26 protein-coding genes are annotated in these 26,764 nt (G+C 42.1%); 9 read left to right on the top strand and 17 right to left on the bottom strand.

Features of this window, described 5'->3' with window-relative positions; genetic code table 11:
• Window positions 1-33 precede the first annotated feature (33 nt).
• From rpsR to ABE28_RS23745, 6 genes are all read right to left on the bottom strand, one after another.
• Window positions 34-273 (bottom strand): 30S ribosomal protein S18, encoded by a 240-nt coding sequence (gene rpsR / locus ABE28_RS23720; protein ID WP_053348323.1) that lies wholly within the window; start codon window positions 271-273, stop codon window positions 34-36.
• A gap of 47 nt (window positions 274-320) precedes the next feature.
• Window positions 321-851, bottom strand: coding sequence for a single-stranded DNA-binding protein (gene ssb / locus ABE28_RS23725; RefSeq protein WP_061141436.1), 531 nt, complete (start codon window positions 849-851; stop codon window positions 321-323).
• 67 nt (window positions 852-918) lie between these two features.
• Window positions 919-1,203 (bottom strand): 30S ribosomal protein S6, encoded by a 285-nt coding sequence (gene rpsF / locus ABE28_RS23730; protein ID WP_061141437.1) that lies wholly within the window; start codon window positions 1,201-1,203, stop codon window positions 919-921.
• Window positions 1,204-1,385: 182 nt separating this feature from the next.
• Entirely contained in the window at window positions 1,386-2,486 is a 1,101-nt protein-coding gene (gene ychF / locus ABE28_RS23735) for a redox-regulated ATPase YchF (RefSeq protein ID WP_064466962.1), read from the bottom strand.
• Between the two features lie 164 nt (window positions 2,487-2,650).
• Window positions 2,651-2,848 carry a DUF951 domain-containing protein gene (locus ABE28_RS23740; RefSeq protein WP_064466961.1) on the bottom strand — a complete coding sequence of 66 codons (198 nt, stop codon included), beginning with the start codon at window positions 2,846-2,848 and terminating at the stop codon, window positions 2,651-2,653.
• A 20-nt stretch (window positions 2,849-2,868) separates the two neighbouring features.
• Window positions 2,869-3,705, bottom strand: coding sequence for a mechanosensitive ion channel family protein (locus ABE28_RS23745; protein WP_064466960.1), 837 nt, complete (start codon window positions 3,703-3,705; stop codon window positions 2,869-2,871).
• 378 nt (window positions 3,706-4,083) lie between these two features.
• On the opposite strand from ABE28_RS23745, the gene yyaC reads away from it, so the two are divergent.
• Entirely contained in the window at window positions 4,084-4,719 is a 636-nt protein-coding gene (gene yyaC / locus ABE28_RS23750; RefSeq protein WP_064466959.1) for a spore protease YyaC, read from the top strand.
• A 137-nt stretch (window positions 4,720-4,856) separates the two neighbouring features.
• Here the strand turns inward: yyaC and ABE28_RS23755 are convergent, their stop codons facing one another.
• The 11 genes from ABE28_RS23755 to rpmH form a co-directional block, all read right to left on the bottom strand.
• Entirely contained in the window at window positions 4,857-5,558 is a 702-nt protein-coding gene (locus ABE28_RS23755; RefSeq protein WP_064466958.1) for a DUF554 domain-containing protein, read from the bottom strand.
• 55 nt (window positions 5,559-5,613) lie between these two features.
• Window positions 5,614-6,474: a ParB/RepB/Spo0J family partition protein gene (locus ABE28_RS23760; protein WP_064466957.1), complete on the bottom strand. Its 861-nt coding sequence runs from the start codon at window positions 6,472-6,474 to the stop codon at window positions 5,614-5,616.
• The gene (locus ABE28_RS23765; RefSeq protein WP_057914136.1) at window positions 6,467-7,228 is read right to left on the bottom strand and encodes a ParA family protein; all 762 of its coding nucleotides are present in this window, start codon (window positions 7,226-7,228) and stop codon (window positions 6,467-6,469) included. Before ABE28_RS23765 ends, ABE28_RS23760 begins: the two co-directional genes overlap by 8 nt.
• A 243-nt stretch (window positions 7,229-7,471) precedes the next feature.
• Window positions 7,472-8,332, bottom strand: coding sequence for a nucleoid occlusion protein (noc, locus tag ABE28_RS23770; RefSeq protein ID WP_061143185.1), 861 nt, complete (start codon window positions 8,330-8,332; stop codon window positions 7,472-7,474).
• Between the two features lie 384 nt (window positions 8,333-8,716).
• Entirely contained in the window at window positions 8,717-9,433 is a 717-nt protein-coding gene (rsmG, locus tag ABE28_RS23775; protein WP_064466956.1) for a 16S rRNA (guanine(527)-N(7))-methyltransferase RsmG, read from the bottom strand.
• A gap of 30 nt (window positions 9,434-9,463) precedes the next feature.
• The gene (gene mnmG, locus ABE28_RS23780; protein ID WP_064466955.1) at window positions 9,464-11,350 is read right to left on the bottom strand and encodes a tRNA uridine-5-carboxymethylaminomethyl(34) synthesis enzyme MnmG; all 1,887 of its coding nucleotides are present in this window, start codon (window positions 11,348-11,350) and stop codon (window positions 9,464-9,466) included.
• Between the two features lie 22 nt (window positions 11,351-11,372).
• A complete protein-coding gene (gene mnmE / locus ABE28_RS23785) occupies window positions 11,373-12,758 on the bottom strand; it encodes a tRNA uridine-5-carboxymethylaminomethyl(34) synthesis GTPase MnmE (protein ID WP_064466954.1) in 1,386 nt (461 codons plus the stop codon).
• A gap of 318 nt (window positions 12,759-13,076) precedes the next feature.
• Window positions 13,077-13,697, bottom strand: a complete 621-nt coding sequence (jag, locus tag ABE28_RS23790) for an RNA-binding cell elongation regulator Jag/EloR (protein ID WP_064466953.1) — start codon at window positions 13,695-13,697, stop codon at window positions 13,077-13,079.
• Window positions 13,694-14,482 carry a YidC family membrane integrase SpoIIIJ gene (gene spoIIIJ, locus ABE28_RS23795; RefSeq protein WP_057914142.1) on the bottom strand — a complete coding sequence of 263 codons (789 nt, stop codon included), beginning with the start codon at window positions 14,480-14,482 and terminating at the stop codon, window positions 13,694-13,696. The genes jag and spoIIIJ overlap by 4 nt, the downstream gene beginning before the upstream one ends.
• A gap of 171 nt (window positions 14,483-14,653) precedes the next feature.
• The gene (gene rnpA / locus ABE28_RS23800; RefSeq protein ID WP_064466952.1) at window positions 14,654-15,010 is read right to left on the bottom strand and encodes a ribonuclease P protein component; all 357 of its coding nucleotides are present in this window, start codon (window positions 15,008-15,010) and stop codon (window positions 14,654-14,656) included.
• A gap of 80 nt (window positions 15,011-15,090) precedes the next feature.
• Complete coding sequence (rpmH, locus tag ABE28_RS24760) at window positions 15,091-15,225, bottom strand: 50S ribosomal protein L34 (protein ID WP_081092489.1); 135 nt, start codon at window positions 15,223-15,225, stop codon at window positions 15,091-15,093.
• A gap of 954 nt (window positions 15,226-16,179) precedes the next feature.
• Between rpmH and dnaA the strand changes: the two genes are divergently transcribed.
• The 8 genes from dnaA (at window position 16,180) to ABE28_RS23840 (ending at window position 26,573) form a co-directional block, all read left to right on the top strand.
• Entirely contained in the window at window positions 16,180-17,529 is a 1,350-nt protein-coding gene (gene dnaA / locus ABE28_RS23805; protein ID WP_064466951.1) for a chromosomal replication initiator protein DnaA, read from the top strand.
• 193 nt (window positions 17,530-17,722) lie between these two features.
• Window positions 17,723-18,859, top strand: coding sequence for a DNA polymerase III subunit beta (gene dnaN / locus ABE28_RS23810; protein WP_064466950.1), 1,137 nt, complete (start codon window positions 17,723-17,725; stop codon window positions 18,857-18,859).
• Between the two features lie 204 nt (window positions 18,860-19,063).
• The gene (gene yaaA, locus ABE28_RS23815) at window positions 19,064-19,276 is read left to right on the top strand and encodes a S4 domain-containing protein YaaA (RefSeq protein WP_064466949.1); all 213 of its coding nucleotides are present in this window, start codon (window positions 19,064-19,066) and stop codon (window positions 19,274-19,276) included.
• Between the two features lie 21 nt (window positions 19,277-19,297).
• Window positions 19,298-20,416: a DNA replication/repair protein RecF gene (gene recF, locus ABE28_RS23820; protein ID WP_064466948.1), complete on the top strand. Its 1,119-nt coding sequence runs from the start codon at window positions 19,298-19,300 to the stop codon at window positions 20,414-20,416.
• Between the two features lie 12 nt (window positions 20,417-20,428).
• Window positions 20,429-20,698: an extracellular matrix regulator RemB gene (gene remB / locus ABE28_RS23825; protein ID WP_064466947.1), complete on the top strand. Its 270-nt coding sequence runs from the start codon at window positions 20,429-20,431 to the stop codon at window positions 20,696-20,698.
• A gap of 49 nt (window positions 20,699-20,747) precedes the next feature.
• Window positions 20,748-22,673: a DNA topoisomerase (ATP-hydrolyzing) subunit B gene (gyrB, locus tag ABE28_RS23830; protein ID WP_064467294.1), complete on the top strand. Its 1,926-nt coding sequence runs from the start codon at window positions 20,748-20,750 to the stop codon at window positions 22,671-22,673.
• Window positions 22,674-22,770: 97 nt separating this feature from the next.
• Window positions 22,771-25,317 carry a DNA gyrase subunit A gene (gene gyrA, locus ABE28_RS23835; RefSeq protein ID WP_064466946.1) on the top strand — a complete coding sequence of 849 codons (2,547 nt, stop codon included), beginning with the start codon at window positions 22,771-22,773 and terminating at the stop codon, window positions 25,315-25,317.
• A gap of 182 nt (window positions 25,318-25,499) precedes the next feature.
• Window positions 25,500-26,573, top strand: a complete 1,074-nt coding sequence (locus ABE28_RS23840) for an HD-GYP domain-containing protein (RefSeq protein WP_064466945.1) — start codon at window positions 25,500-25,502, stop codon at window positions 26,571-26,573.
• The last annotated feature ends 191 nt before the right edge of the window (window positions 26,574-26,764 follow it).

Below are 26,764 nucleotides of genomic sequence, written 5' to 3' on the forward strand. Positions count from 1 at the left end.
CATTAAGGATGAATCCTCAATGCGCCGATTTCATTATTCACCAGATACGTATGGAAGTAATGCCATAGTACGTGAGCGTTTAATAGCAATCGTTAATTTACGTTGATATTTAGCGCTTGTGCCAGTTACACGACGTGGTAAGATTTTACCGCGTTCTGAGACGAATTTTTTAAGAAGATCTGTATCTTTGTAATCAATTTTAGTGATACCGTTTGATGTGAAATAACAAACCTTTTTACGCTTACCGCGTCCTTTACGTCCACCCATTGCCATAATAAATTTCCCTCCCTACATTTTGAATTTTCATTTTAAACGGCTGTTTAAAACGGAAGATCGTCATCTGAAATGTCGATGGTCTTACCGTCATTTGCAAATGGATCATCATCTACACGAGTGTAGTTGTTATTGCTCCGTTGATTCTGATTAGGATTTTGTCCATACGAATTATTGTCATTTCCGTTATTATTGTTGCCATAACTTCTTTGACCCCCACCGTAAGAACCGCCTTCATTTCTTTCACCCGCTGAACTGCTTCGTGGTTCAAGGAACTGAACGCTCTCAGCCAGAATCTCCGTCACATATACGCGTTTGCCGTCTTGTCCTTCATAATTACGTGTTTGGACACGTCCATCCACGCCAGCCAAACTGCCTTTTTTCAAGAAGTTAGCTACATTTTCTGCCGGTTTACGCCAAACTACACAATTAATGAAATCTGCTTCACGTTCACCTGACTGATTCGTAAAACTACGGTTCACAGCTAAAGTAAAGGTGGCTACAGGTACTCCATTAGGTGTATATCGTAATTCAGGATCTTTAGTTAAGCGTCCTACCAAAACTACGCGATTCATCATCAGAATCAACCCCTAGGTTTCAAGCTTGTTTCATGTGAAACAAGGTTTGAATTTATATTAAATCGAATTAAACTTCTTCTCTAGTAGCCATATGGCGAATGATGTCTTCACTGATTTTAGCAAGACGATCGAATTCTTGGATCGCAGCACTTTCAGCGTTAACTTTAAGAAGCATGTAGTAACCATCACGGAAATCATTGATTTCATATGCAAGACGGCGTTTACCCCATTCTTTTGCTTCTACTTCCGCACCATTATCAGTAAGGATTGTGTTGAAACGTTCAACTAAAGCTTTTTTAGCTTCTTCCTCAATGTTTGGACGGATGATATACATAATTTCGTATTTTCTCATCACTGTCACCTCCTTTTGGTCTAAGCGGCCCTATTGGGCAAGGAGCAATTATTTATAATTACTCACAAGATGAAATTATAGCATAGTTATAGAGTCTTTGCAACGAAGGTCTCGACTTATTACAATTAATTGAAAACGATTGATGGAAGCCCCTGCAAATTGTGCTGCAGGGGCTTTCTTTCTTATACGTTAAAACGGAAATGGATGACATCGCCATCGTTAACGATGTATTCTTTTCCTTCCAATCGCACTTTTCCCGCTTCTTTTGCAGCGCCATGACTGCCAGCTTCAAGCAAATCGGTATAGGAAACGATTTCTGCACGGATGAAACCGCGTTCGAAATCGGTGTGGATGACACCCGCACATTGAGGGGCCTTCATGCCTTTACGGAACGTCCAAGCACGAACTTCCTGGACACCGGCGGTAAAGTAGGTTGCCAATCCAAGCAAGTTATATGAAGCACGAATCAATTGGTCAAGCCCCGACTCCTCGATGCCAAGCTCGGATAAGAACATTTCCTTTTCTTCACCTTCAAGTTCGGCAATTTCTTCTTCGATTTTGGCACAAATGACGATTACTTCCGCATTTTCGTTCGCAGCATATTCACGCACTTGCTGTACATATTCATTATCATCGGCGTTGGCCACTTCATCTTCACTTACATTCGCAACATATAGCGTCGGCTTTGCAGTGAGCAAATGCATGCCCTTGACGATTTTCAGCTGTTCTTCAGTAAATTCGACGGAACGGGCAGGCTTTTCTTCTTCCAATGCCGCTTTCAGGGCGACAAGGATTTCATGTTCAGCCACTGCACCTTTATCTTTTTGCTTAGCCATTTTACCGACACGGTCGATGCGTTTATCAACGGATTCCAAGTCAGCAAGGATCAGTTCAAGATTGATGACTTCGATATCATCGATCGGATTCACTTTTCCGGAAACATGGGTAATATTATCGTCTGCGAAACAACGGACAACCTGACAGATTGCATCAACTTGGCGAATGTGAGAAAGAAATTTATTCCCAAGGCCTTCACCCTTGCTCGCTCCTTTTACAATCCCGGCGATATCCGTAAATTCAAAGGCTGTCGGAACCGTTTTTTTCGGTTGAACCAATTCGGTCAATTTTTGCAAGCGATGATCTGGCACTTCCACAATCCCGACGTTTGGGTCGATCGTACAAAAAGGGTAGTTCGCAGATTCAGCACCTGCCTGTGTAATTGCATTAAATAAAGTGGATTTCCCTACGTTAGGCAATCCGACAATACCAGCTGTTAAAGCCATTTATATTTCACTCCTTCAAGATAGTTCGTACATATGGAAAAAAGATTGGTCTTCAGGACCCATCCAATTACCTAAACCTTTCCCAATTATAGATTTCGCTCCCTAAAAAGACAAGTAAATCATTGAGAGGGCGGGACTACTTTCTTACAAAGAAAAAAGCATGATCACTTCTCATGCTTTTCCAGGACTTTTTTCATTTTCTTTGCAAATTCACGTCGTGCCAGCATTACGCTATGACCGCAGCCTTCACATTTTATCCGGATATCCATACCAAGGCGAATGATTTTCCACTTATTCACACCGCATGGATGTGGTTTTTTCATTTCCACGACATCGTTCAGCGCAAATTCTTTTTCCTCCATGACCTTTGAGCCCCCTAATTCTACGACTCGCTGCCACTGTAGGTAGATTTAACACCGATTAAATCAAGGGCAGCACTTATTTCTTTTCTCAAAATCCTGCTGAATTCGACATTTTGCATCGGCTTAGTTTCCGCTGTTACCCGAAGGACGACATCATCAGGATTTATTGTTTCAATCCCCAAAAATTCAGGAGCTTTAACCAAGGCATCGTACTTGCCTTCCATACTGTTTAAAAGCTCGATCAGAACCCTTTCAGCACGCTCGATCGATCCGTCATTGGCGATGGTCACATCCACTACAGCCTTACTGTTCAAAATGGAATAATTGGTAACTTGAATGATGCTGCCGTTAGGGATGAAGTGCAATTCCCCTGCATTACTTTTGATTTTCGTTGTCCGAAGCCCAATTTCAATGACTTCTCCCTCATAAGTATTGATTTTAATATAATCGCCAACTGAAAACTGATCTTCAAAAATGACGAAAAATCCTGTAATGATATCCTTGACCAAACTTTGGGCACCAAACCCGATGGCCAAACCGATTACCCCTGCACCAGCGAGCAATGGCATCACATGCAGACCGAAAATTTCCAGGATCATCATCAAGGCGATGAAATTGATCACATAGGTAATGATATTTTCGAGCAGCTTTATGAGTGTCGCTTCCCTGCGCTCCGTAACCCGGAGGGGACTTCTTAAACGTGCTTTGAAGAATTTATTTAAAAGGGTCTTTCCTATTGTAATAATAATACGCGATAACAATAGAACAAGGAAGATTTTAATAATGCCCTCGCCTATCAAAAACCATATCTTTTCATCCAATAATTCATTTGTAACGTTATCATACATGCGGTTCATTTTATCCTCCTACCTATTGCAAATGCTGCAAAGCTTTTTCTCTTCTCTATGACTTTCTTATACGGACGTATTCCCTCTACCCATCTTGCAGGAAACTAACCTTGATTACGAGAAGTTTTCTCCATTTTAACAAGAAATAAGGGTTTCTGTACAAAAAAAATATGGGTATAGAGGTAAAAGAATTAGACGTTTTTTCCCAGATGATTAAGTACAAGAACATATAGAAAGCAATTGGTAGAAAGGAAGAAAACCTTTATCCATCTCCCCTTCGACTGTTTGCACGCACTCAAAAAATCCCCTCACCGATTACATTCGCCGTATATTTTTCCCTTTTTATCCGTATACTGTACTACCGAATGAAATAAAGGAGCTGAGTCGATGAATCTGAATTCTAGTCTATTTCATACTAATAAAAATAGATTGAGTCGCATCCTTCATGAAGATACGGATGCATCTAAACAAATTTCCCAAGAATTGATCAACCTTCTGCCAACAGGAAAGCTTCAGCCCATCATCATCGTCTGCATCGGCACGGACCGTTCTACAGGCGATTCACTCGGACCACTCGTCGGCACATTGCTAAGCGAGAAAACGGAAAACGACTCTTCTCCTTTCCATGTCTATGGTACTCTGGAAGACCCTATACATGCGATGAATTTACAGGAAAAATTGAACGAAATAAATAAGGTTCATGCCAATCCCTTTATAGTGGGCATCGATGCCTGCTTAGGGAAGTTGAAAAGCGTTGGCATCGTTCAAATCGGGCAAGGCCCCGTGAAACCCGGTGCTGGAGTCAATAAAGACCTTCCGTCCGTTGGCAATGCCCATATTACGGGAATCGTGAATGTCAGTGGATTCATGGAATTCATGGTCCTGCAAAACACCCGACTCAGCCTCGTGCTAAAAATGGCCAAAACCATAGCCGAAGGGATTGATGAGGCGAAAAACCTTTATCAGGCAAAACCTTCCGTCACTCCGTTCACTTGGACATTGAAGCAAGAAAAAACCCTATAAAGTACATTGACCAACTCAAGATTATCTCCTTATAATATTGTAAGCAGCTAAAGTGATTGCAGCAGTTACCCTAAAACACGAAAACCGAGCTTATCCATAATTGAAAAGAAGGAAGGGAAATTCCCTTCCTTCTTTTTTTATACATAATACATGATCGTAACGAGAATTGCTGTAACCAGGATACCAGGAAGCAGGTTGGCGACCCTGATTTTGGTGATGCCAATGATGTTAAGGCCTATCGCCAAAATCATGACTCCCCCAGTTGCGGTCATTTCCAGTATGAAGGAATCCATTAACGCAGTCGGTATAAACGTGTTGATCTGCCTTGAAAAGATGGCAATGAAGCCTTCATAAATAATGATCGGAAATGCTGAAAAGAGGACACCGATCCCTAGCGTACTGGCGAGGACCAGTGCAGTAAACCCATCTATGATCGCTTTCGTTATCAAAACATCATGATTATTCCGGATTCCGCTATCAAGGGCACCGATAATCGCCATCGCCCCGATTCCAAAAATGAGCGTAGCCGTTACAAACCCCTGCGATATCGAAGTTCCTTCCTTCGCCTTCATCCTCCGCTCGATCCAATTGCCCAAAGAATTCAGTCTGCCCTCAAGATCGATCCACTCGCCAAGCGCGGCCCCTCCAACAATGCTTAAAATGACAAGAATGAATTGCTCACTTTTCAATCCCATCTGCAAGCCTAAAACCATGATGGCTAACCCGATTCCACTCATGACCGTTTCTTTGACCTTTTCGGGTATATGCTGTAAATACCTTCCCAAGACCGAACCGATTAATATGCACGCACCATTCACCAAAGTTCCTAATAATACCATCTCATTCACCTATTTTTCGACAGAAAAATATAAATCGACATGCTAGTTTTCCAAATTAAGAGGAGAGATTCTCTTGATCAAGCAAGTCCAATATTCTCTCTAAATCTTCTTTTGAAAAAAATTCGATTTCAATTTTCCCTTTTTTCTTGCTTTGCTTTATCGTTACACTGGTTCCAAGTCTTTCACGCAGGCTTGTTTCCCGTTGCTTTATGAAAAGATCTTTTTTATCTTGTTTCTTTGGTGCCGTTTCACGTGAAACGGAATCGTTCAATTGATGTATGTATTGCTCCAGCTGCCTTACATTCATTCCTTCTATGAGGATTTTATCCACTACGGGTTTCAGCATCTCCTTATTCTTGATGCCTAGCAGAGCTCGACCATGCCCCATCGACAGCTTCCCTGCTGAAATATGGCTCCTTATCCCTTCCGGCAAGGAAAGCAAACGTACATGATTGGCAATATGGGGCCGGCTTTTCCCCAGCCGATTGGCCAACTGCTCCTGGGTGAATGCCAGTTTTTCAAGCAGCGTTTGATAGGCAGCTGCCTCTTCGATTGGGTTTAGATCTTCCCGTTGCAGGTTTTCCAAAATGGCCAGCTCCATCATCTGCTGTTCATCCAGCTCCCTCACAACTACGGGAACTGTCTTTAAACCTGCTTCCTTCGCTGCACGATAGCGTCTCTCCCCAGCCACTATTTCATAACCCTTGATACTTTTCCGGGCAATAATCGGCTGCAGTATCCCATGCTCCTCTATCGATTGCTTTAATTCTTCTATTGCTTCAAGCCTGAAGTCCTTTCGGGGCTGATAAGGATTTGGCCTTAATTCCCTTAATTTCACTTCGCGCACGATTTCATCCTTACTTATTTCGCCATTATTGAAAAGTGCGTTAAGTCCTTTGCCAAGCCCTTTAGCCATTTGATACCACTTCCTTTGCCAATTCTAAATAGACCTCCGCTCCACGTGACTTCGGATCATAAATGATGATAGGTTCACCATGGCTCGGCGCCTCGCTCAAACGCACATTGCGTGGTATGATCGTTTGATAAACTTTATCCTGAAAGTACTTTTTGACTTCTTCAATGACCTGGAGACCTAAATTCGTTCTTGCATCCAGCATCGTCAATAACACACCTTCAATTTTCAAATCATGATTCAAATGCTTTTGGACGAGTCGAACCGTATTCAAGAGTTGACTTAAACCTTCCAAAGCATAATATTCGCATTGCACGGGGATCAAAACGGCATCAGCCGCCGTCAAGGCATTAAGTGTGAGCAAGCCCAATGATGGAGGACAGTCAATCACAATGTAATCGTATTGGCTTTGCACCTCTTCCAATGCTCTTTTTAAACGAACTTCCCTCGATATCGTTGGAACCAGTTCAATTTCAGCACCTGCAAGTTGAATTGTCGCAGGTATGGCATATAAGTTTTCCACCTTTGTTTCCAGTATGACGGTACTGGCTTCGACATCATCCACCAATACATCATAAATACACTGCTCTACATCTGCTTTATCAATACCTGCGCCGCTTGTTGCATTTCCCTGCGGATCGATATCGACCATTAAGACTTTCTGCCCTATGTAAGCAAGGCAAGCACTTAGACTGACAGATGTTGTCGTTTTTCCAACACCGCCTTTTTGATTGGCAATGGCAAGAATCTTACCCACGGATTCACCTGCTTTCAACTGTCTTCAACACGCCATATTCACTCTTTCATACCGTAAATCCATTTATTTCTTTCTATTTTATCACGAATATTACTGGAAGAAATCGTTTTCTTAAATTCCTCATCAAAATTGAAAAATGTCTAAAGGACACTAAAAACCGGGGAAAAGTGCATCACTTTGCCTGCGATAAGACTTAAAAAAAGCTTGGTAATCGGAGATTACCAAGCTGGGCCAAGAATGGGGTCAAGATTTCTTCTTCGGTATTTTTATCGTGAACTGATAATATTCCTCGAATTCTTCTTCCTCTGCATCCAGGTTAATTCCATTGTCTGTAACCATGCTGAGTGATTGGCGGATCGTATTGACGGCAATCCTCATGTCCTTACTGAACGCCTTCCGCTTAGGTTTCGGCTTTTGCACCGTACCCGTCAGAAGCTTGACGACCTGCTCTTCCGTCTGCTTGACGTTCAACCCTTTTTCGATGATTTCCAAAAGCAGTTTGATCTGCTTTTCCGGACTTTTCAATGGTATCAACGAGCGGGCATGGCGCTCCGTAATTTGCTTTTGAAGAAGGGCATCTTGAACCTCCTGGGGCAGCTTAAGCAGCCGCAGCTTATTCGCAACGGTCGATTGCCCTATTCCCAATCTTTGTGCCAATGCTTCCTGGGTCAAACTGTGAAGCTCCAATAGTTTACCGTAAGCCAATGCTTCTTCAATCGGCGTCAGCTCCTCACGCTGCAGGTTCTCTATCAGCGCAACGGAAGCCGTTTCTGTATCGGTGAAATCCTTGATGATTGCAGGTGCCAATTCCCAGCCCAGCTTTTGCATGGCCCGAAAACGACGCTCACCTGCTATGATTTCATATTTACCCTGTCCATAAGCCCTTACTACGATTGGTTGAATGATCCCGTGAGTATGAATCGTTTGAGCCAGTTCAGCAATTTTATCGTCATTAAAAACGGTCCTTGGTTGAAATCGATTAGGCACAATATCAGAAATGGATATTTTTCTTATTTCTTCATTATTATTGCTAGGTGTCTCCATCTCTAGTTGCTGTTCTTCTTTTTCGCCAAACCCAAAGAACCGCGAAAAAGGATGCTTCATCTTCCTACACCACCTTTTAAAACTCCCAAATAACATATTCTCTATTTAAAGGACAAGTCCTGCATACATTTCCCGACATGGTTATACATATGGTCCTTCACTGTAAAAAACATGTCGACTGGCGTCATCAAGGCAATATGAGGAGTGGACGACCAGTAATTTTCTATCTTTGTCGGCTTGCCCCGGATTATTTCCCTGAAAATCAAAATGGAAATATCGCCGACTTTCCAGTCCTGCTTGGAAAATTTGGCGCAGAGTCGATAGTGTGCCAAATTCTGCCTTCGTGTTGGCTTATATATTATTTAATGAATGAAATGATACCTTTATAGTAAAAGAAAACATGGACAAGTGCCAGCTCAATATGGGATTTTTCTTTATGAAAGATTATTCAATGGGCTGTTTATTCGGTGTCCCCGGTTTTCTTGGATATTTTTTAGGTGTTTTCTTCACTTTATTGACCGTAATGATGTTTCTTTCACTATTTTCCTCTGGCAATGTGAAGTGATGAATTTCGGCAATTTCCCCGCCTAACGTAAAAATGGCCTTCTTCCCTGTGTCCATTTCATCCTGTGCACTAGCGGCTTTCATGGCGATGAACGTACCCTCCGGTTTAACTAGCGGCAAGCATAATTCACTTAAAACGGACATCCTCGCCACCGCTCTTGCCATGACTATATCATAGGCTTCACGATGCTCCGGTTTTTGGGCAAAGGTTTCCGCCCGGTCATGATGGAAGGAAACACCCTTTAATTGTAGGGAATCCGCAAGATGATTCAAAAAAGAAATCCGCTTATTCAAAGAATCAACAATGGATACGTGAATATTTGGGAAACAAATCTTCAATGGAATGCTGGGAAATCCTGCTCCAGCCCCAACATCGCAAATTCGATAAGGCTTGTTGAAATCGAAATAGAAGGCAGCACTGATTGAATCGTAAAAATGCTTTAGATAAACCTCTTCTTTATCAGTGATGGCCGTTAAGTTCATCTTTTCGTTCCATTCAACCAATAAACGGTAATATGTGTCAAACTGATCAAGCTGATGAGGAGAAAGCTCGATCCCTTTCTCCTGCAGTGCTTGTTGGAACTGTTCTATATTCATGTTTTCTTCAATCCTTTTCGGGTATTTCCATTACTGAGATACTCTGGCAATCTTTCCTTGTTCCAAATAAATGAGCAAAATCGAAACATCGGCGGGATTCACACCGGAAATTCTGGAAGCTTGCGCTACCGATAGCGGGGTGACCTGCTTTAATTTTTGACGGGCTTCCGTTGCGAGACCGGAAATAGCATCATAATCGATATTCTCTGGAATCTTTTTATTCTCCATTTTTTTCAGACGATCGACCTGCTGCAATGATTTTTCTATATATCCTTCATATTTAATCTGGATTTCGACCTGTTCCGTCACTTCATCGCTCAATTCGACATCACTTGGAGCCAAACTTTGAATATGGGAATAGTTCATTTCAGGGCGTTTCAATAAGTCGGAAGCACGGATTCCATCCTTCAGCTCACTCCCGCCGCTGGCAGTGATGACCGCTTGTACCTCTTTGGTCGGCTTGATGAAATGGGATTTCAGTCGTTCTTTTTCCAATTCGACCGCTGCTTTTTTCAAAAGGAAACGATTGTAGCGTTCTTCTTTAATCATCCCGATATTGAATCCAATTTCCGTTAAGCGTAAATCGGCATTATCATGACGTAATAACAACCGATATTCCGCACGTGAAGTCAACAAACGGTAAGGTTCATTGGTGCCTTTCGTTACAAGGTCGTCAATCAGCACCCCAATATAAGCATCGGAACGGCTTAAAATCAGTTCTTCTTTGCCTATTGCATTCAACCCGGCATTAATACCAGCCATCAGACCTTGGCCAGCTGCCTCCTCATAACCTGACGTACCGTTAATTTGCCCAGCCGTATACAAGTTCTTAACCTTTTTCGTTTCCAAGGTTGGCCAGAGCTGAGTAGGCACGATCGCATCATACTCAATTGCATATCCCGCACGCATCATTTCCGCCTTCTCGAGTCCAGGGATCGTTTGAAGGATCTTCACTTGCACATCTTCAGGCAGACTGGTGGATAACCCTTGCACATAAACTTCCTTTGTATTGCGTCCCTCAGGTTCAAGGAAGATTTGATGACGAGGCTTATCATTAAAACGAACGACCTTATCTTCTATCGATGGACAATAACGAGGGCCCGTTCCTTTTATCATTCCGGAATACATAGGGGAACGGTGCAAATTCTCATCAATCAGCTGATGCGTCCCCTCATTGGTATACGTCAGCCAGCATGGCAATTGATCGGTGATGAATTTTGTCGTTTCATATGAAAAGGCACGAGGCACTTCATCGCCAGGTTGGATTTCCGTTTTGCTGTAATCGATGGAAGAGCTATTGACCCGCGGCGGTGTTCCCGTTTTAAAACGGACCAAATCAAACCCCAATTGCTCCAAATGTTCAGAAAGCCTGATGGATGGCTGCTGATTATTGGGACCGCTTGAATATTTCAGTTCGCCTAAGATGATTTCGCCACGCAAATAAGTACCTGTCGTGATCACGACCGTTTTCGCACGATATACCGCTCCTGTTTTCGTGATAACACCCGTACAAATGTCGTTTTCAATAATTAGTTCCTCTACCATCCCTTGAATCAATGTCAGATTCTCTTGATCTTCTATCGTCTTTTTCATTTCTTGTTGATAGAGAAATTTGTCCGCCTGAGCACGCAATGCACGAACAGCCGGACCTTTTGCCGTATTCAGCATCCTCATTTGGATATGGGTCTTATCGATGTTTTTCCCCATTTCCCCGCCTAAAGCGTCAATTTCCCTAACGACGATCCCTTTTGCCGGTCCACCAACGGAGGGATTGCATGGCATGAAGGCAACCATATCCAAGTTAATGGTGATCATCAACGTTTTAGCCCCTACCCTTGCAGCGGCTAGGCCAGCTTCACTACCAGCATGTCCAGCACCAATCACTATGACATCATAGCTACCTGCTTCGTATTGCATGTCCTTTTCCTCCTTTTTCCGATTATTTTCCTAAACAAAATTGTGAAAACAATTGGTTGATTAAATTATCCTGGACGCTTTCACCAATGATTTCACCAAGAAGCTCCCATGCTTTCGTAAAGTCAATCTGAACCAAATCTATTGGCGTACCCATTTCTATCGCTTCGATTGCATCTGAAATTGACTGCAGTGCCTGTCCGAGCAAGGCGATATGCCTGGCATTGGACACATAGGTCAGGTCTCCCGTTTCCAAAGCTCCCTCAAAGAATAATGAAGCGATGGCTTCCTCCAATTCGTCGACCCCTTGATCTTCAAGTAAGGAAGTGGAAACAATCTTATGGGAGGCTGCATATGCCTTAACCTTCGCCATATCGATTTTTTGCGGAAGGTCGGTCTTATTGATGATGACGATAACATCCATTCCTTCTACTGCCTGAAATAGCTTCTCGTCTTCAGGTGTAAACTCATCTGAATAGTTCAATACGAGCAGAATTAAATCAGCCTCTTTCAAAACTGCACGAGACCTTTCCACTCCAATCCTTTCAACGATATCTTCCGTTTCCCTAATTCCTGCCGTATCGACAAGTTTAAGCGGAACACCGCGTACATTGACATATTCCTCGATTACATCGCGGGTTGTCCCTGGGATATCAGTGACAATCGCTTTGTTTTCATGAACCAAGCTGTTCAGCAAGGAGGATTTCCCAACATTGGGACGTCCGATAATGACAGTCGCAAGGCCATCGCGGAGGATCTTTCCTTGCTGGGCTGTATGAAGCAGCTTCTCGATCTCAGTCTTCACAAAACTGCCTTTTTCCAAAAATAAACGATGTGTCATTTCTTCGACATCATCATATTCTGGATAATCTATATTTACCTCGACTTGGGCGAGGGTCTGTAAAATTTCTTGACGAAGGCTTTGAATTAATTTTGAAAGCCTTCCTTCCATTTGACCTAAAGCAACATTCATCGCTTTATCCGTTTTAGCACGAATTAAATCCATGACGGCCTCAGCCTGGGAAAGGTCGATTCTCCCATTCAAAAAGGCACGTTTCGTAAATTCACCTGGTTCCGCAAGACGAGCCCCTTGAGAGAGAATGAGCTGCAATACCCGATTGACCGAAACGATTCCGCCATGACAGTTTATTTCCACTACATCTTCCCTTGTAAACGTCTTTGGCCCCTTCATGACGGAAACCATGACTTCCTCTATGATTTCACCCGTTTTAGGCTGGATAAGATGCCCATAATGGATCGTATGCGAATTTACCTCAAGCAAACCTTTTCCGCCTGGTCCTTTAAATATCCCATCGGCTATTTCTATGGCCTCATCACCGCTGATTCTAACGATGGCAATTGCCCCTTCCCCTAAGGGCGTAGAGATAGCGGTGATTGTATCGAATTCCATGTTTTCACCTCTTATATATTGATGTTTCTATATTATTTCTGAATTAAAATCGTCGAATCCCTAAATTACTACAATACCACAGTATATTCATGAAAAAAAGTAGATACTCATCCCTTTCAAGAGTTATCCACATGCAGGGCAACCATATTCTGTAACATTCATTTTAACTTATCCACATGTGAATAACAAATGTGGCCGTCCTTCATATATTTCAACGATATATGACCATTTACATGAAAGCTGTCGGTTATTGCCGAAGCGACCTTTTTAATGCATACCGTTCGACAAAAAAAGAACCCCTGCTTATAAGCAGAAGGTTCATTTATGCGGCGTGATGACCAAATGACGATATGGTTCCGTACCGTTTGAAGTTGTTTTGATTTTTGGATATTGCAGCAGAGCATGATGAATGACCTTACGTTCATAGCTTGGCATCGGCTCCAGTGAAATGGCCTTACCCGTTTTCAGCGCTTTGTTGGCCATTCTTTCAGCCAATTGAATTAACGTCTCATTGCGTCGATTTCGATAATCTTCAGCATCTACCGTAATATTCAAAAACTGCCTCGAGTGGCGATTCGCAACAAGCTGCGTTAAATATTGCAGGGAATTTAGCGTTTGGCCCCTTTTTCCAATCAATAATGCAATTTTTTCACCTGATAATTGGAATGTTACGTTCTTCCCTTTCCTGTGGACATCGATTTTGGCATCGACTCCCATCCCAAGGGTGACATTCTTCAAATATTCAAGTGTTTCCTCGATGGGGTCAGGAGGCAACGTCACATGGACAATGGCCTTCCTTGCCCCGAATAAACCGAAAAACCCTTTTTTACCTTCTTCTTCAATTTCAATCTCGACGCGATCCTTCGTGCTGTTCAGTTGAGCTAAAGCTAAATTTACTGCTTCTTCGACAGATTGTCCTGTAGCAGTCACTTTTTTCACTTTTTCTTTGCCCCTCCCGCGTTTTCCGCAGCTGCTTTTCTAAGATCCGGACCTTTAATGAAATATGTTTGAACGATACCAAAAAGGTTACCTACTACCCAGTAAAGTGAAAGAGCAGCGGGGAAATTAATAGCAAAAACAACGATCATGATCGGCATGATATAAAGCATCATCGTCATTTGTGCAGCCATCGTTGGATTGGAGTTCATCCCGGCCATCGACATTTTCTGTTGGATGAAAGTCGTGATACCTGCAACTACCGGTAAAATATAATAAGGATCCGGTGAGCCTAAATCAAACCAAAGAAAACTATGTAAGGCGATTTCTTCCGTACGGCTGATGGCATGGTAAAATCCAATCAGGATTGGCATCTGCACAACTATCGGCAAACATCCCGCCAATGGATTGACATTATATTTTGAAAATAGAGCCATCGTTTCTTGCTGTAGTTTTTGTTGTGTGGCAGCATCTTTTGAGCTGTATTTTGCTTGAAGTTCTTTCATCTCAGGCTGGATGGCCTGCATTGCTTTCGAGCTTTTCACCTGTTTGATCATAAGTGGAAGTAATGCTAAGCGAATGATTAACGTGACACCGATGATACCTAAACCATAGTTCTCGCCAAATGTTTCGGAAAGCCAAATGATCAGGGCTGATAATGGATAGACGATGTATGAATTCCAAAAACCTTCACTATCCGCAGTAATCGGTTCTTTGATTTCCGTACACCCAGCTAACAGCATCATTATCGAGGCTAGTCCAATAATGAGTAATATTCGTTTTTTCAACCGTATTTTCCTCCTAACTGCAATCAATCTTTTTTGAAACGATTGTGAACTGCCCAGTAGCGTAAATCAAGCCGCTATCTTCACAGTTCCCATTGAAATGATCTATGTTATCTTTCTCAAATGGCTTACATCCGCGAATAATGCCATGCCTTTCGCCAAATTAAGTAGATTTCATTGTTTTTTCTTTGAAAAGTTTAATGATTTAGAACGTTTCAGGACATGGATCAAGCTGCTTTTCACCTCGAAAAAGTCCATCTCCGCCGCTGGTTTGCGAGCAATCACAATATAATCCTTACCAGCTCCTATATCTTCTTTCAGTTCCAAAAACGCTTGCCGTATGTATCTTTTGATTTGGTTCCTTACAACGGCGTTGCCGATTTTTTTACTGACTGAAAGGCCTATCCGGAAATAATCCTGATCCGGCTTCTCAAGGACATAGACAACGAATTGCCGATTAGCGGAAGATTCACCTTTTTTAAATACAAGCTGAAATTCATCCTCTTTCTTAATCCTTAACTTTTTTTTCATTTTTACACCTTCATTACATGAATTGAGTCCCAGTAGATCCCTTATTTTGCGAAAAAAGACCACTGAGACTTTTCAGTGGTCTATGCAGATAATACTTTTCTGCCCTTGCGGCGACGTGCAGCGATTACTCTACGTCCGTTTTTCGTGCTCATACGTGCACGGAAACCGTGAACTTTACTATGTTTACGTTTATTCGGTTGATAAGTTCTTTTCATTATATGACACCTCCCTGAGGAATAACAGTTAAAGACAGTCTTTACAATTATATAGATGGAGGTTTGTACTTGTCAACCTCATCCTTTAAAAAATATGTTTTTATTGCTCAATGTCCAGTAGGCCTTTTTTTACTACCTAGACTATTGTAAATGATTTTGCTCCGAACTGATATAGAAATTTTTGGTGAGAAGGAAATTTCCCACCTTTTATCCATGAATCGCATGGACGAATTTCCACTGGTTTCTTTTTTGAATCGTTATGATCCGACAAAGAGTGATAAAACAAAAAAAAACCTTTTCGAACACAGGAGGATTTTTTGCACTAACAGTTTTCGGGCGGGAATCATTGCTCGAACGCTTCTCAATCAATTAAGCCATTCGGGCGCGCCACCATGGTCTGTGGATAAAATTCGACATGTTTTTTTCTGTCCACAACCCATTCCGAATACTTTTGCACATAACAATAGCCTGTGGAAAAGTTTTTCCCACAGCCTCGGTAACTTGTGGATAAAGTTTTCTAACCCATTGCAAGACGCCTGATTTTCTGATATTATATTTGTGTTTTCACTCTGAATAACTTTATTAACAAGTAACGGTTATCCACAGACTGTGTATAACATGTGGATAGCTTATTCGACCTGTGTATATTATTTTGTCCACAGACGGTGGATATTGTCGAAAACCCTTTTTTCTTCTTTATTATATATTTCCCAAAATACCTGTTGATGAATAAACATCCAAATCTGCATCAGCATTCAAGATGTAGTCTGTACAAAGGTTGTACAGTGCAACATATAGTGATAGGGACAGAACGGTCTACAACATCACATCCCTTATACAGCTCACCGAAACCTTGCTGTTCAAATTTGTATACAGACAGCACTCGATGAGTTTATTTGTGCCTATACAATATAGATGCCATTCATAAAAATATTTTGCAAAGGAGGGATAAGTTTGGACAACATCGATAGCCTCTGGAACCAGGCGCTCGGAAAAATCGAAAAAAAAATCAGTAAACCAAGCTTTGAAACTTGGCTAAAATCAACCAAGGCTTATTTACTTCAAGGTGATACATTAACGGTCACCGCTCCCAATGAATTTGCCAGGGATTGGCTCGAAGAACGCTATTCCCATCTTATTTCTGATGTATTGTTTGAACTTACAGGTGAGGAGTTGGAAGCGAAATTCATCATTCCCCCCAATCAAGAAGACGATGACTTTAACGTCCCTGTTCAGCCTAAAAAGATCAAAAAACAAGATAAAGAGCATGCTGCATTCCCACAGCATATGCTGAATGCGAAAAATACCTTTGATACGTTTGTCATCGGCTCCGGCAATCGTTTTGCCCATGCCGCGTCTCTCGCTGTTGCAGAAGCTCCAGCCAAAGCCTATAATCCTTTATTCATATATGGGGGCGTCGGACTCGGAAAAACCCATTTGATGCATGCCATCGGCCATTATGTACTTGAGCATAATCCGAATGCAAAGGTCGTCTATTTATCGTCCGAAAAATTCACGAATGAATTCATCAATTCCATCCGGGATAATAAAGCCGGGGAATTCCGTGACCGATACCGAACTGTGGATGTTTTACTAATTGATGATATTCAATTCCTAGCGGGAAAAGAACAAACGCAAGAAGAGTTTTTCCATACATTCAATGCCCTGCATGAGGAAAGTAAGCAAATCGTCATCTCGAGTGACCGTCCTCCCAAGGAGATTCCTACACTCGAGGATCGCCTCCGTTCAAGGTTCGAATGGGGTCTGATCACAGATATCACGCCACCTGATTTGGAAACGAGAATTGCCATCTTACGCAAGAAGGCAAAAGCTGAGGGGCTCGATATCCCGAATGAGGTGATGCTCTATATCGCCAATCAAATCGATTCCAATATTCGTGAGCTTGAAGGGGCACTCATTCGCGTCGTAGCTTATTCATCTTTAATCAATAAAGACATCAATGCAGATTTGGCAGCAGAAGCATTAAAGGATATCATCCCAAGCTCTAAACCTAAAATCATCACCATCCTGGAGATCCAAAAGACGGTTGGTGAGCATTATAGTGTCAAGCTGGAGGATTTCAAGGCAAAAAAACGGACAAAATCGGTGGCATTCCCAAGACAGATTGCCATGTACCTTTCAAGGGAGCTGACGGACTCATCATTACCAAAGATAGGTGATGAATTTGGAGGCCGCGATCATACGACCGTAATCCATGCTCATGAAAAAATCTCTAAGCTCATGCAGACTGATACCCAGCTTCAACGCCAGGTAAAAGAAATACAAGATCAGTTAAGGGTATAATCCATTCTGGATAATGTGCATAACCGGCGACTACTTACACACAGTCTGTCCACAAGTGGATAGACTGTTTTTCCTTAGGTTAATTCGACTTATCCACATATCAACAGGCCCTACTACTATTACTACTATCTTTTTTTATAAAAATTATTAATAAATATGCCTAGTTGGCTATAAAAAAATTGGAGGATGAAACATGAGATTTATTATCCAAAGAGATCGATTAGTTCATAGTGTCCAGGAAGTAATGAAAGCAGTCACATCAAGGACAACCATTCCGATCCTGACGGGAATTAAGATAACCGTTACGAGTGAGGGTGTAACGTTAACAGGAAGTGATTCTGATATTTCCATCCAATCATTCATTCCAGCCGAAGTCGATGGAGATGAAATCGTTGAAGTGAAAAATAGTGGCGGCATTGTTCTGAATGCCCGCTTCTTCAGTGAAATCGTCAAAAAACTGCCAATGGATACAGTCGAGATCGAAGTTGAAAATAACTTTCAAACGATTATCCGCTCAGGAAAAGCTGAATTTAATTTGAATGGATTGGATCCAGAGGAATATCCGCATCTTCCAATCATAGAAGAAGAAAACATTTTCAAATTGCCGACAGATCTTTTGAAGACACTTATCCGTCAAACAGGATTTGCTGTGTCCACGTCAGAAACACGCCCGATCTTGACAGGTGTAAACCTGAAGGTCCAGGATGACGAATTGACCTGTATTGCAACAGATAGCCATAGGCTGGCGATGAGAACGGCAAAAATAGAAAATAAAATCAATGGGACCTATAGCGTTGTCATTCCAGGTAAAAGCCTGAGTGAATTAAGTAAAATCCTTGATGATACAAACGAACTGATCGAAATCGTCATCACCGAAAACCAAGTCTTATTCAAGGCTGAAAATTTATTATTCTTCTCCCGTTTGTTGGAAGGGAATTATCCCGATACATCCCGCTTGATCCCTTCGGATAGTAAAACGGATGTGACCGTCCATACGAAAGACTTTCTCCAAGCAATCGACAGGGCTTCTTTATTGGCCAGGGAAGGAAGAAACAATGTCGTTAAATTGACAACCCTAGAGGGTCGCATTATCGAAGTATCTTCCAATACCCCCGAAATTGGAAAAGTAATTGAAGAGGTCCAGGCTGAAGCCATTGAAGGTGAAGATCTGAAAATCTCCTTCAGTGCCAAATTTGTCATGGATGCTTTAAAGGCTTTGGAAGGAACCGATATAAAAATAAACTTCACTGGTGCGATGCGTCCATTTGTCATCCGTCCGCTACATGATGACTCGATGCTGCAATTGATTTTGCCAGTTAGAACTTATTAGGCGAAAATAATATTCTGGAATAATTAAAGGCTTGTTAAACAAGCCTTTAATTTTTTTTATATTTAAACAGGGGCCCGCATTCAGTTCTGCCGCGAATCCATGAAAATCCAAAAACTGGCGCTGGAAAAGCTATGCTTTGTCTTAATGGTTTTTTTTTAGTAAAATAAAGTATTAAAGACTACTTGAGCAGGAGTGAGACAGGAAATGGATTCCATAAAAATCAGCACGGAATATATAACACTTGGACAATTTTTGAAATTAGCCGATTTAATTCAGAGCGGCGGCATGGCAAAATGGTTTTTGAGCGAATACGAGGTTTTCATAAATGGTGAATTAGATGTGAGAAGAGGCAGGAAATTAAGATCAGGAGATAAAGTAGAGATTCCTGGATTTGGCACCTTCACGATAATAAGCTAAAACATAAGGGAAGAGCGGAATATGTATATTGAAAATATAAGTTTGAGAAATTACCGCAACTATACCGAATTGAATCTGGCTTTTGAGAATAAAGTCAATGTCATCCTTGGTGAAAATGCCCAAGGAAAGACAAATGTCATGGAATCCATATTCGTTTTAGCGATGGCAAAATCCCATCGGACTTCAAATGATAAAGAACTTATTCGCTGGGATGAAGAGTATGCTAAAATAGAAGGCAGAGTTAGAAAGAGAAATACCTCAATACCACTTGAGCTGACCATTTCAAAAAAAGGGAAAAAGGCGAAGTGCAACCATATTGAACAAAGAAAATTAAGTCAATATGTCGGAAATATGAACGTGGTCATGTTTGCGCCTGAGGATTTAAACCTTGTCAAGGGAAGTCCTATAGTCAGACGCCGTTTTATAGATATGGAAATTGGCCAGGTTTCTCCCGTATACCTTCATGATATGAGCCAATATCATAAAATACTTCAACAAAGAAATCATTACTTAAAGCTTTTGCAGACCCGGAAACAAACGGATACGACGATGCTGGATGTGTTAACGGATCAATTCATCCAGTATGCAGCGAAAATTGTCGAAAGAAGATACGAGTTTCTTTCCAAGCTCCAGCAGTGGGCCGAGCCGATCCATTCTGGGATCTCCAGAAATCTGGAAGTATTGAAAATCCAATATAAACCGTCGCTTGATGTATCAGAATCTATGGATTTGACGAAAATGATAGAAGTATACACAGAAAAATTTGATAAAATAAAAACAAGGGAAATTGAACGGGGTGTAACTTTGGTCGGTCCTCATCGAGACGACCTGGTTTTTTTTGTGAATGACCGCGATGTCCAGACATATGGCTCGCAAGGCCAGCAGCGTACAACCGCACTTTCCTTGAAGCTTGCCGAAATCGAGCTGATTCATGAGGAAATTGGCGAATATCCCATTTTATTATTGGATGATGTGTTATCGGAGCTTGACGATTTTCGCCAATCCCATTTGTTGAATACGATACAGGGGAAAGTGCAAACATTCGTGACGACGCCCTCCGTTGATGGAATCGATCATCAAACCTTAAGAGAAGCGTCCACCTTTTATGTTAGTCAAGGTAGTATAAAAAAGGTTAAATGATGAGGTGAATGTATGTATCTCCATATTGGTGAAGACATTCTAGTGAAAACCGACGATGTCATAGCCATTTTAGATAAGAAGCTGCTTCAGGCCTCCCCGATCATGAATGAGTTTTTGGAGAAAAAGTCTGATGTAACGTCCCATTTAACAAAAAACTCGGTCAAATCGATTGTAGTGACGGCTAAGCAGGTCTATTATTCACCGCTTGCTTCAGCCACTTTGAAAAAGCGTTCACTGCAGCCATCTTTATTGATCGATGAAATAGATGTTCTAGGAATATAAGCGACTAAATGATAATGCCAAAAGAAAAGTGTAGGTGATACGAATGACAATGGAACAAAAAGAAGTACAAGCTCAGGCATACGATGAGAATCAGATACAGGTTTTGGAAGGCTTAGAAGCAGTTCGTAAACGTCCGGGTATGTATATCGGCACTACCTCTGCAAAAGGACTTCACCATCTTGTTTGGGAAATTGTCGATAACAGTATTGATGAGGCACTAGCTGGTTTCTGTACCGAAATCAAAGTGACGATCGAAAAAGACAATAGCATAACCGTAGTCGATAATGGACGGGGGATACCAGTCGGGATCCATGAAAAAATGGGACGTCCGGCATTGGAAGTAATCATGACGGTCCTACATGCGGGCGGAAAGTTTGGCGGCGGGGGATATAAGGTCTCCGGCGGACTGCATGGTGTAGGTGCATCTGTCGTTAATGCCCTATCGACGGTATTGGAAGTGTATGTCCACCGTGAAGGAAAAATCCATTATCAGCAGTTCAACCGCGGAGTTCCTAAGGAAGATTTGAAAATCATCGGGGAAACCGATCATACCGGAACGACGACACACTTCATTCCTGATGGTGAAATCTTCACGGAAACCTTGGAATATGATTTCGATACGTTAGCCACGCGTATCCGTGAGCTTGCTTTCCTGAATAAAGGGCTGAAACTCATCATTGAGGATAAACGCGGAGAAGAAGAGAAAATCAGGGAATATCATTATGAGGGCGGCATTAAATCGTATGTCGAGCATTTAAACCGCTCGAAAGAGGTCCTGCATGAGGAACCGATTTTCATGGAAGGCGAGAAAGATGGGATTTCTGTCGAATTGGCTTTGCAATATAATGACAGCTATATCAGCAATGTCTTTTCTTTTGCCAATAATATTCACACCTATGAAGGCGGTACGCATGAATCAGGCTTCAAGACGGCCCTGACTAGGGTCATCAATGATTATGCACGGAAGAATGGTCTTTTAAAAGAAGCCGATTCCAATTTCTCCGGTGAAGATGTCCGGGAAGGTCTGACGGCAATCATTTCGATCAAGCATCCCGAGCCACAATTCGAAGGTCAAACGAAAACCAAACTTGGAAACTCGGAAGTAAGAACGGTGACGGATTCCATCCTTTCGGAGCGGCTTGAATCCTTCTTATATGAAAACCCGGCCGTGGCCCGGAAAATCGTCGATAAAGGGCAAATGGCAGCAAGAGCACGTATGGCAGCCAAGAAAGCCCGTGAATTGACCCGAAGGAAGAGTGCGCTGGAAGTATCCAATCTTCCTGGAAAATTGGCGGATTGTTCATCCAAGGATCCGGGCATCAGCGAATTATACATCGTTGAAGGAAACTCGGCGGGAGGCTCGGCCAAACAAGGGCGGGACCGTCATTTCCAAGCTATCTTGCCGCTAAGGGGTAAAATCCTGAACGTTGAAAAAGCGAGGTTGGATAGGATCCTTCATAACGAAGAAATAGGCACGATCATCACCGCACTGGGAACGGGTATTGGTGATGAATTCAATATTGAAAAAGCCAGATATCATAAAATCGTCATCATGACCGATGCCGATGTTGATGGAGCCCATATCAGAACGCTGATGTTGACATTCTTTTACAGATATATGCGCAAAATCATCGAATATGGTTATATATACATTGCACAGCCGCCACTTTTCAAAATCCAGCAAGGGAAAAAAGTGGATTATGCCTATAATGACCGTCAGCTTGAAGAAATCATGGCGAGTTTGCCAAGTACTCCAAAACCGAACCTGCAGCGTTATAAGGGGCTAGGGGAAATGAACCCAGAGCAGTTATGGGAAACGACCATGAACCCTGATACGAGAACTCTGCTTCAAGTCAGTTTGAAAGATGCTGCCGAGGCGGATGAAACATTCGAGATGCTTATGGGAGATAAGGTCGAGCCGCGACGTAACTTCATTGAGGAAAATGCAATTTATGTAAAAAATCTTGATGTATGATTTTTTTGACAGGATGCTTCTACATCCTGTTCTTTACATAGTGCACGAATAGATAAAATTAAATGAGAGTATAAGCTTTTTATAGGAGGTTGGCTCCATGTCAGAAAATGAAAGATCAGGTGTTAAAGAAATAAATATAAGTACCGAGATGCGGACATCTTTTTTGGATTATGCGATGAGCGTAATCGTTTCTCGGGCTTTGCCTGATGTAAGGGATGGTTTAAAACCGGTTCACCGAAGAATTCTCTATGCGATGAATGATCTTGGGATGACTTCGGATAAACCATTTAAAAAATCCGCCCGTATCGTTGGGGAAGTAATCGGTAAATATCACCCGCATGGTGATTCTGCCGTATATGAAACGATGGTACGGATGGCGCAGCCCTTTAACTATCGCTATATGCTTGTGGATGGTCACGGGAATTTCGGTTCAGTCGATGGCGACCAAGCCGCGGCAATGAGGTATACGGAAGCAAGGATGTCGAAAATCTCGATGGAGCTGCTTCGTGATTTAAATAAAGACACGGTCAATTTCCAGGATAACTATGATGGGTCTGAAAGAGAACCAGCCGTTATGCCAGCCCGTTTCCCTAATCTTTTGGTGAATGGTTCATCAGGTATAGCGGTAGGAATGGCAACCAATATTCCGCCGCATCAGTTAGGTGAGGTAATTGATGGCGTATTGGCCATAAGCAAAAATCCTGAAATTACGATACCGGAATTGATGGAATACATTCCAGGTCCGGACTTTCCGACAGCGGGGCTAATCTTAGGCAGAAGTGGAATTAGAAAAGCTTATGAAACTGGAAAAGGGTCAATCATTCAACGGGCGAAAGTCGAGATTGAAGAGAAACCTAATGGAAAACAAGTTATCATTGTTAAGGAAATCCCGTATCAAGTCAACAAAGCCAGATTGATCGAAAAGATTGCCGAACTTGCCAGAGACAAGAAAATCGAAGGCATTACTGATTTACGCGATGAATCGGATCGGAATGGCATGCGCATCGTCATGGAGCTGCGGAAGGATGTTAATGCAAATGTCCTTTTGAACAACCTGTATAAGCATACTGCCATGCAGACAACCTTCGGAATCAACCTGCTTGCCTTGGTTGACGGTCAGCCAAAAGTATTGAACTTGAAACAATGCCTGAAATATTACTTAGAGCACCAGCAAGTGGTCATCCGCCGCAGGACCGAATTTGAATTGCGTAAAGCGGAGGCCCGTGCCCATATTTTAGAAGGCTTGAGGATTGCGCTGGATAATCTGGATGCAGTCATATCATTAATCCGTAATTCACAAACCACTGATATTGCACGCGATGGGTTAATGACGCAGTTTTCACTTTCCGAAAAACAGGCTCAGGCTATTTTGGATATGCGCTTGCAGCGCCTGACTGGTTTGGAACGCGAAAAAATCGAAGATGAATATCAAGCATTAATGGCTATCATAGCAGAATATAAAGCGATTCTTGCTGATGAGGAAAAGGTTCTTGAAATCATTCGTGAAGAGCTTCTTGAAATTAAAGAGCGTTTTAATGATAAGCGCAGAACGGAAATCACGTTAGCAGGCTTTGAGAGCCTGGAAGATGAGGATTTGATCCCAGAGGAAAATATCATCGTGACGCTTACCCATAACGGTTATATTAAACGTCTGCCTGCAACGACATACCGCAGCCAAAAACGTGGCGGCCGCGGGATTCAGGGCATGGGAACGAATACAGATGATTTTGTCGGTCACTTGTTGACGACTTCCACTCATGACACGTTATTATTCTTCACGAACAAAGGTAAAGTGTACCGTTCAAAAGGATACGAAATACCTGAGTACGGCAGGACGGCAAAAGGCTTGCCGCTTATTAACCTACTGGAAGTCGACAAGGGTGAGTGGGTCAATGCCATCATACCGGTGAAGGAATTTGCTGATGATTGGTATTTATTCTTCACGACGCGGCACGGGGTATCGAAGCGTACTCCACTTTCATCTTTTGCGAATATCCGTAATAATGGTTTAATCGCTTTAGGTTTACGGGAAGATGATGAATTGATTTCTGTCCGCCTTACGAATGGAGATAAACAGATCATCATCGGAACGAAGTCCGGGATGATGATTCGTTTCCCAGAGACGGATGTACGGACGATGGGACGTACCGCAGCAGGGGTGAAAGGGATATCCTTAAGGTCCGATGATGAAGTGGTCGGTATGGAAATTCTTGAAGATGATGAAGAAGTCCTGATCGTAACGAAAAATGGATATGGGAAAAGGACATCTGCTGAAGAGTACCGTATCCAAAGCCGCGGCGGCAAAGGGATAAAAACATGTAATGTAACGGAGAAAAATGGCGAACTCATTGCCGTGAAAACCGTTACCGGTGAAGATGAGGACTTGATGCTGATTACAGCTGCAGGTGTCTTGATCCGGATGGAAGTCGAAGGCATTTCCAAAACGGGCCGTAACACTCAAGGGGTCAAACTGATTCGCCTTGAATCCGCGGACAATGAATATGTCTCGACGGTGGCCATCGTAGGAAGAGAAGAAGAAGAGGAAATAGATATTGAGCAAGATCCAACAGCCGATCAAGAAACTGTTTCGGAGCCTACTGTTGAGAGCGAGAATGAAGAAGCGGGAAAAGAGACCGAAGAATAAAGATTTTGTAAACGACCCAGCCGATAAAAATGCTGGGTCGTTTTTTTTATTTTGGGTAAATGGTCATGGATATTTTACTGGTATAATGGTTTGGTAGGTATATTTTCATAAAAAAAGATAGTAGTTACCATGTTTTTCAAGTAAAATGAGATTCATTACTACTACTATCGAGGTGAACCGTTTTGCTAGTAAAAACACGCTTTTTAACGGAAGGCTGTATTCTCTCCAAAGAAATTAGAGGGCTCGCCGACCGCCCCATCATGTATGAAAAAACAATATTGACGGCTGAGTCAATCGAGGCTTTGCAGGCGTTTTTAATTTCGGAGGTTAGCGTTGAAAAAACGTTGATTAATGGAAAAAAATTTTTACCGAAAGAAGTGATAGACCCGGAATTGGATGAATTGGAAGAGTCGTCCGATTTTACGGAATTGTATCTTAAGGCCGTTCAAACCTATAAGCGACTATTCAGGAACTGGCAAGCAGGCAGCAAGGTGGAGGTGGCCATGATCCGTTTAATCATCATCCCACTAGTGGATAAAGCACTGGAGGATCCATCCAACATTTTAATGCTGCACCATTACAGCAATAAAGAGGATTACACCTTTCACCATGCGATTTCCATCGGTTTAATAGGTAGCTATATTGCATCTAAAATGAAATACAGCAAGGCTGACGTCTACCAGGTGGCCATTGGCGGATGTCTTGCAGATTGTGGGATGTCAAAGCTCGCTCCACGGTTACTGAATAAGATGGAAGAATTAACTGCCGAGGATTACGAGGAGATTCACAAACATCCCATCTTCAGCTATAAAATGATAAAAGATAGCTCCATCATAAAGGACAGTGTAAAGATCGCGATACTTGAGCATCATGGAAGGCTCGATGGGACGGGTTATCCAAAAAGTCTGAATGCCAAGCCGATGAACTTATTTTCAAAGATCATTGCAGTGGCAGACGTCTTTCATGCGATGACCTCCGAAAGGACATATAGGAAGAAACAGTCGCCATTCAGAGTGTTGGAAATGATTTTACATGATGATTTCGGTAAGTTTGATATTGAAGTAGTGAAAACCTTGTTATCAAGCTTCTCCAGCTTTTCCATAGGAAGCAGGGTCAAGCTGAACAATGGCTTTATTGCAGAAATCATTTTCATTGATGCCAGTAACCAAACAAGGCCGATCGTCAAATTGAAAGATAGTGAAGAAATCATTAATTTAAGTCTGACCCGGGATTTATATATAGAAGAAATACTCTAATGGATAAGGGGCAGCCTACTCCTAAAAAGATAGGACTGTCCATCTTAATAGGGGATATACAAGGCTATCATTCAACAATTTCATTTATTTTAAAATAACCCTTGCTTTTACATTCAATACTAGATATACTTACTAAGTCGACAACGAAAGAAAAAAAGTTGTTGACAAATAATAATATAGTTGATATATTA

The sequence above is a fragment of the Peribacillus muralis genome (assembly GCF_001645685.2).
Classification (GTDB): Bacteria; Bacillota; Bacilli; order Bacillales; family DSM-1321; genus Peribacillus; species Peribacillus muralis_A.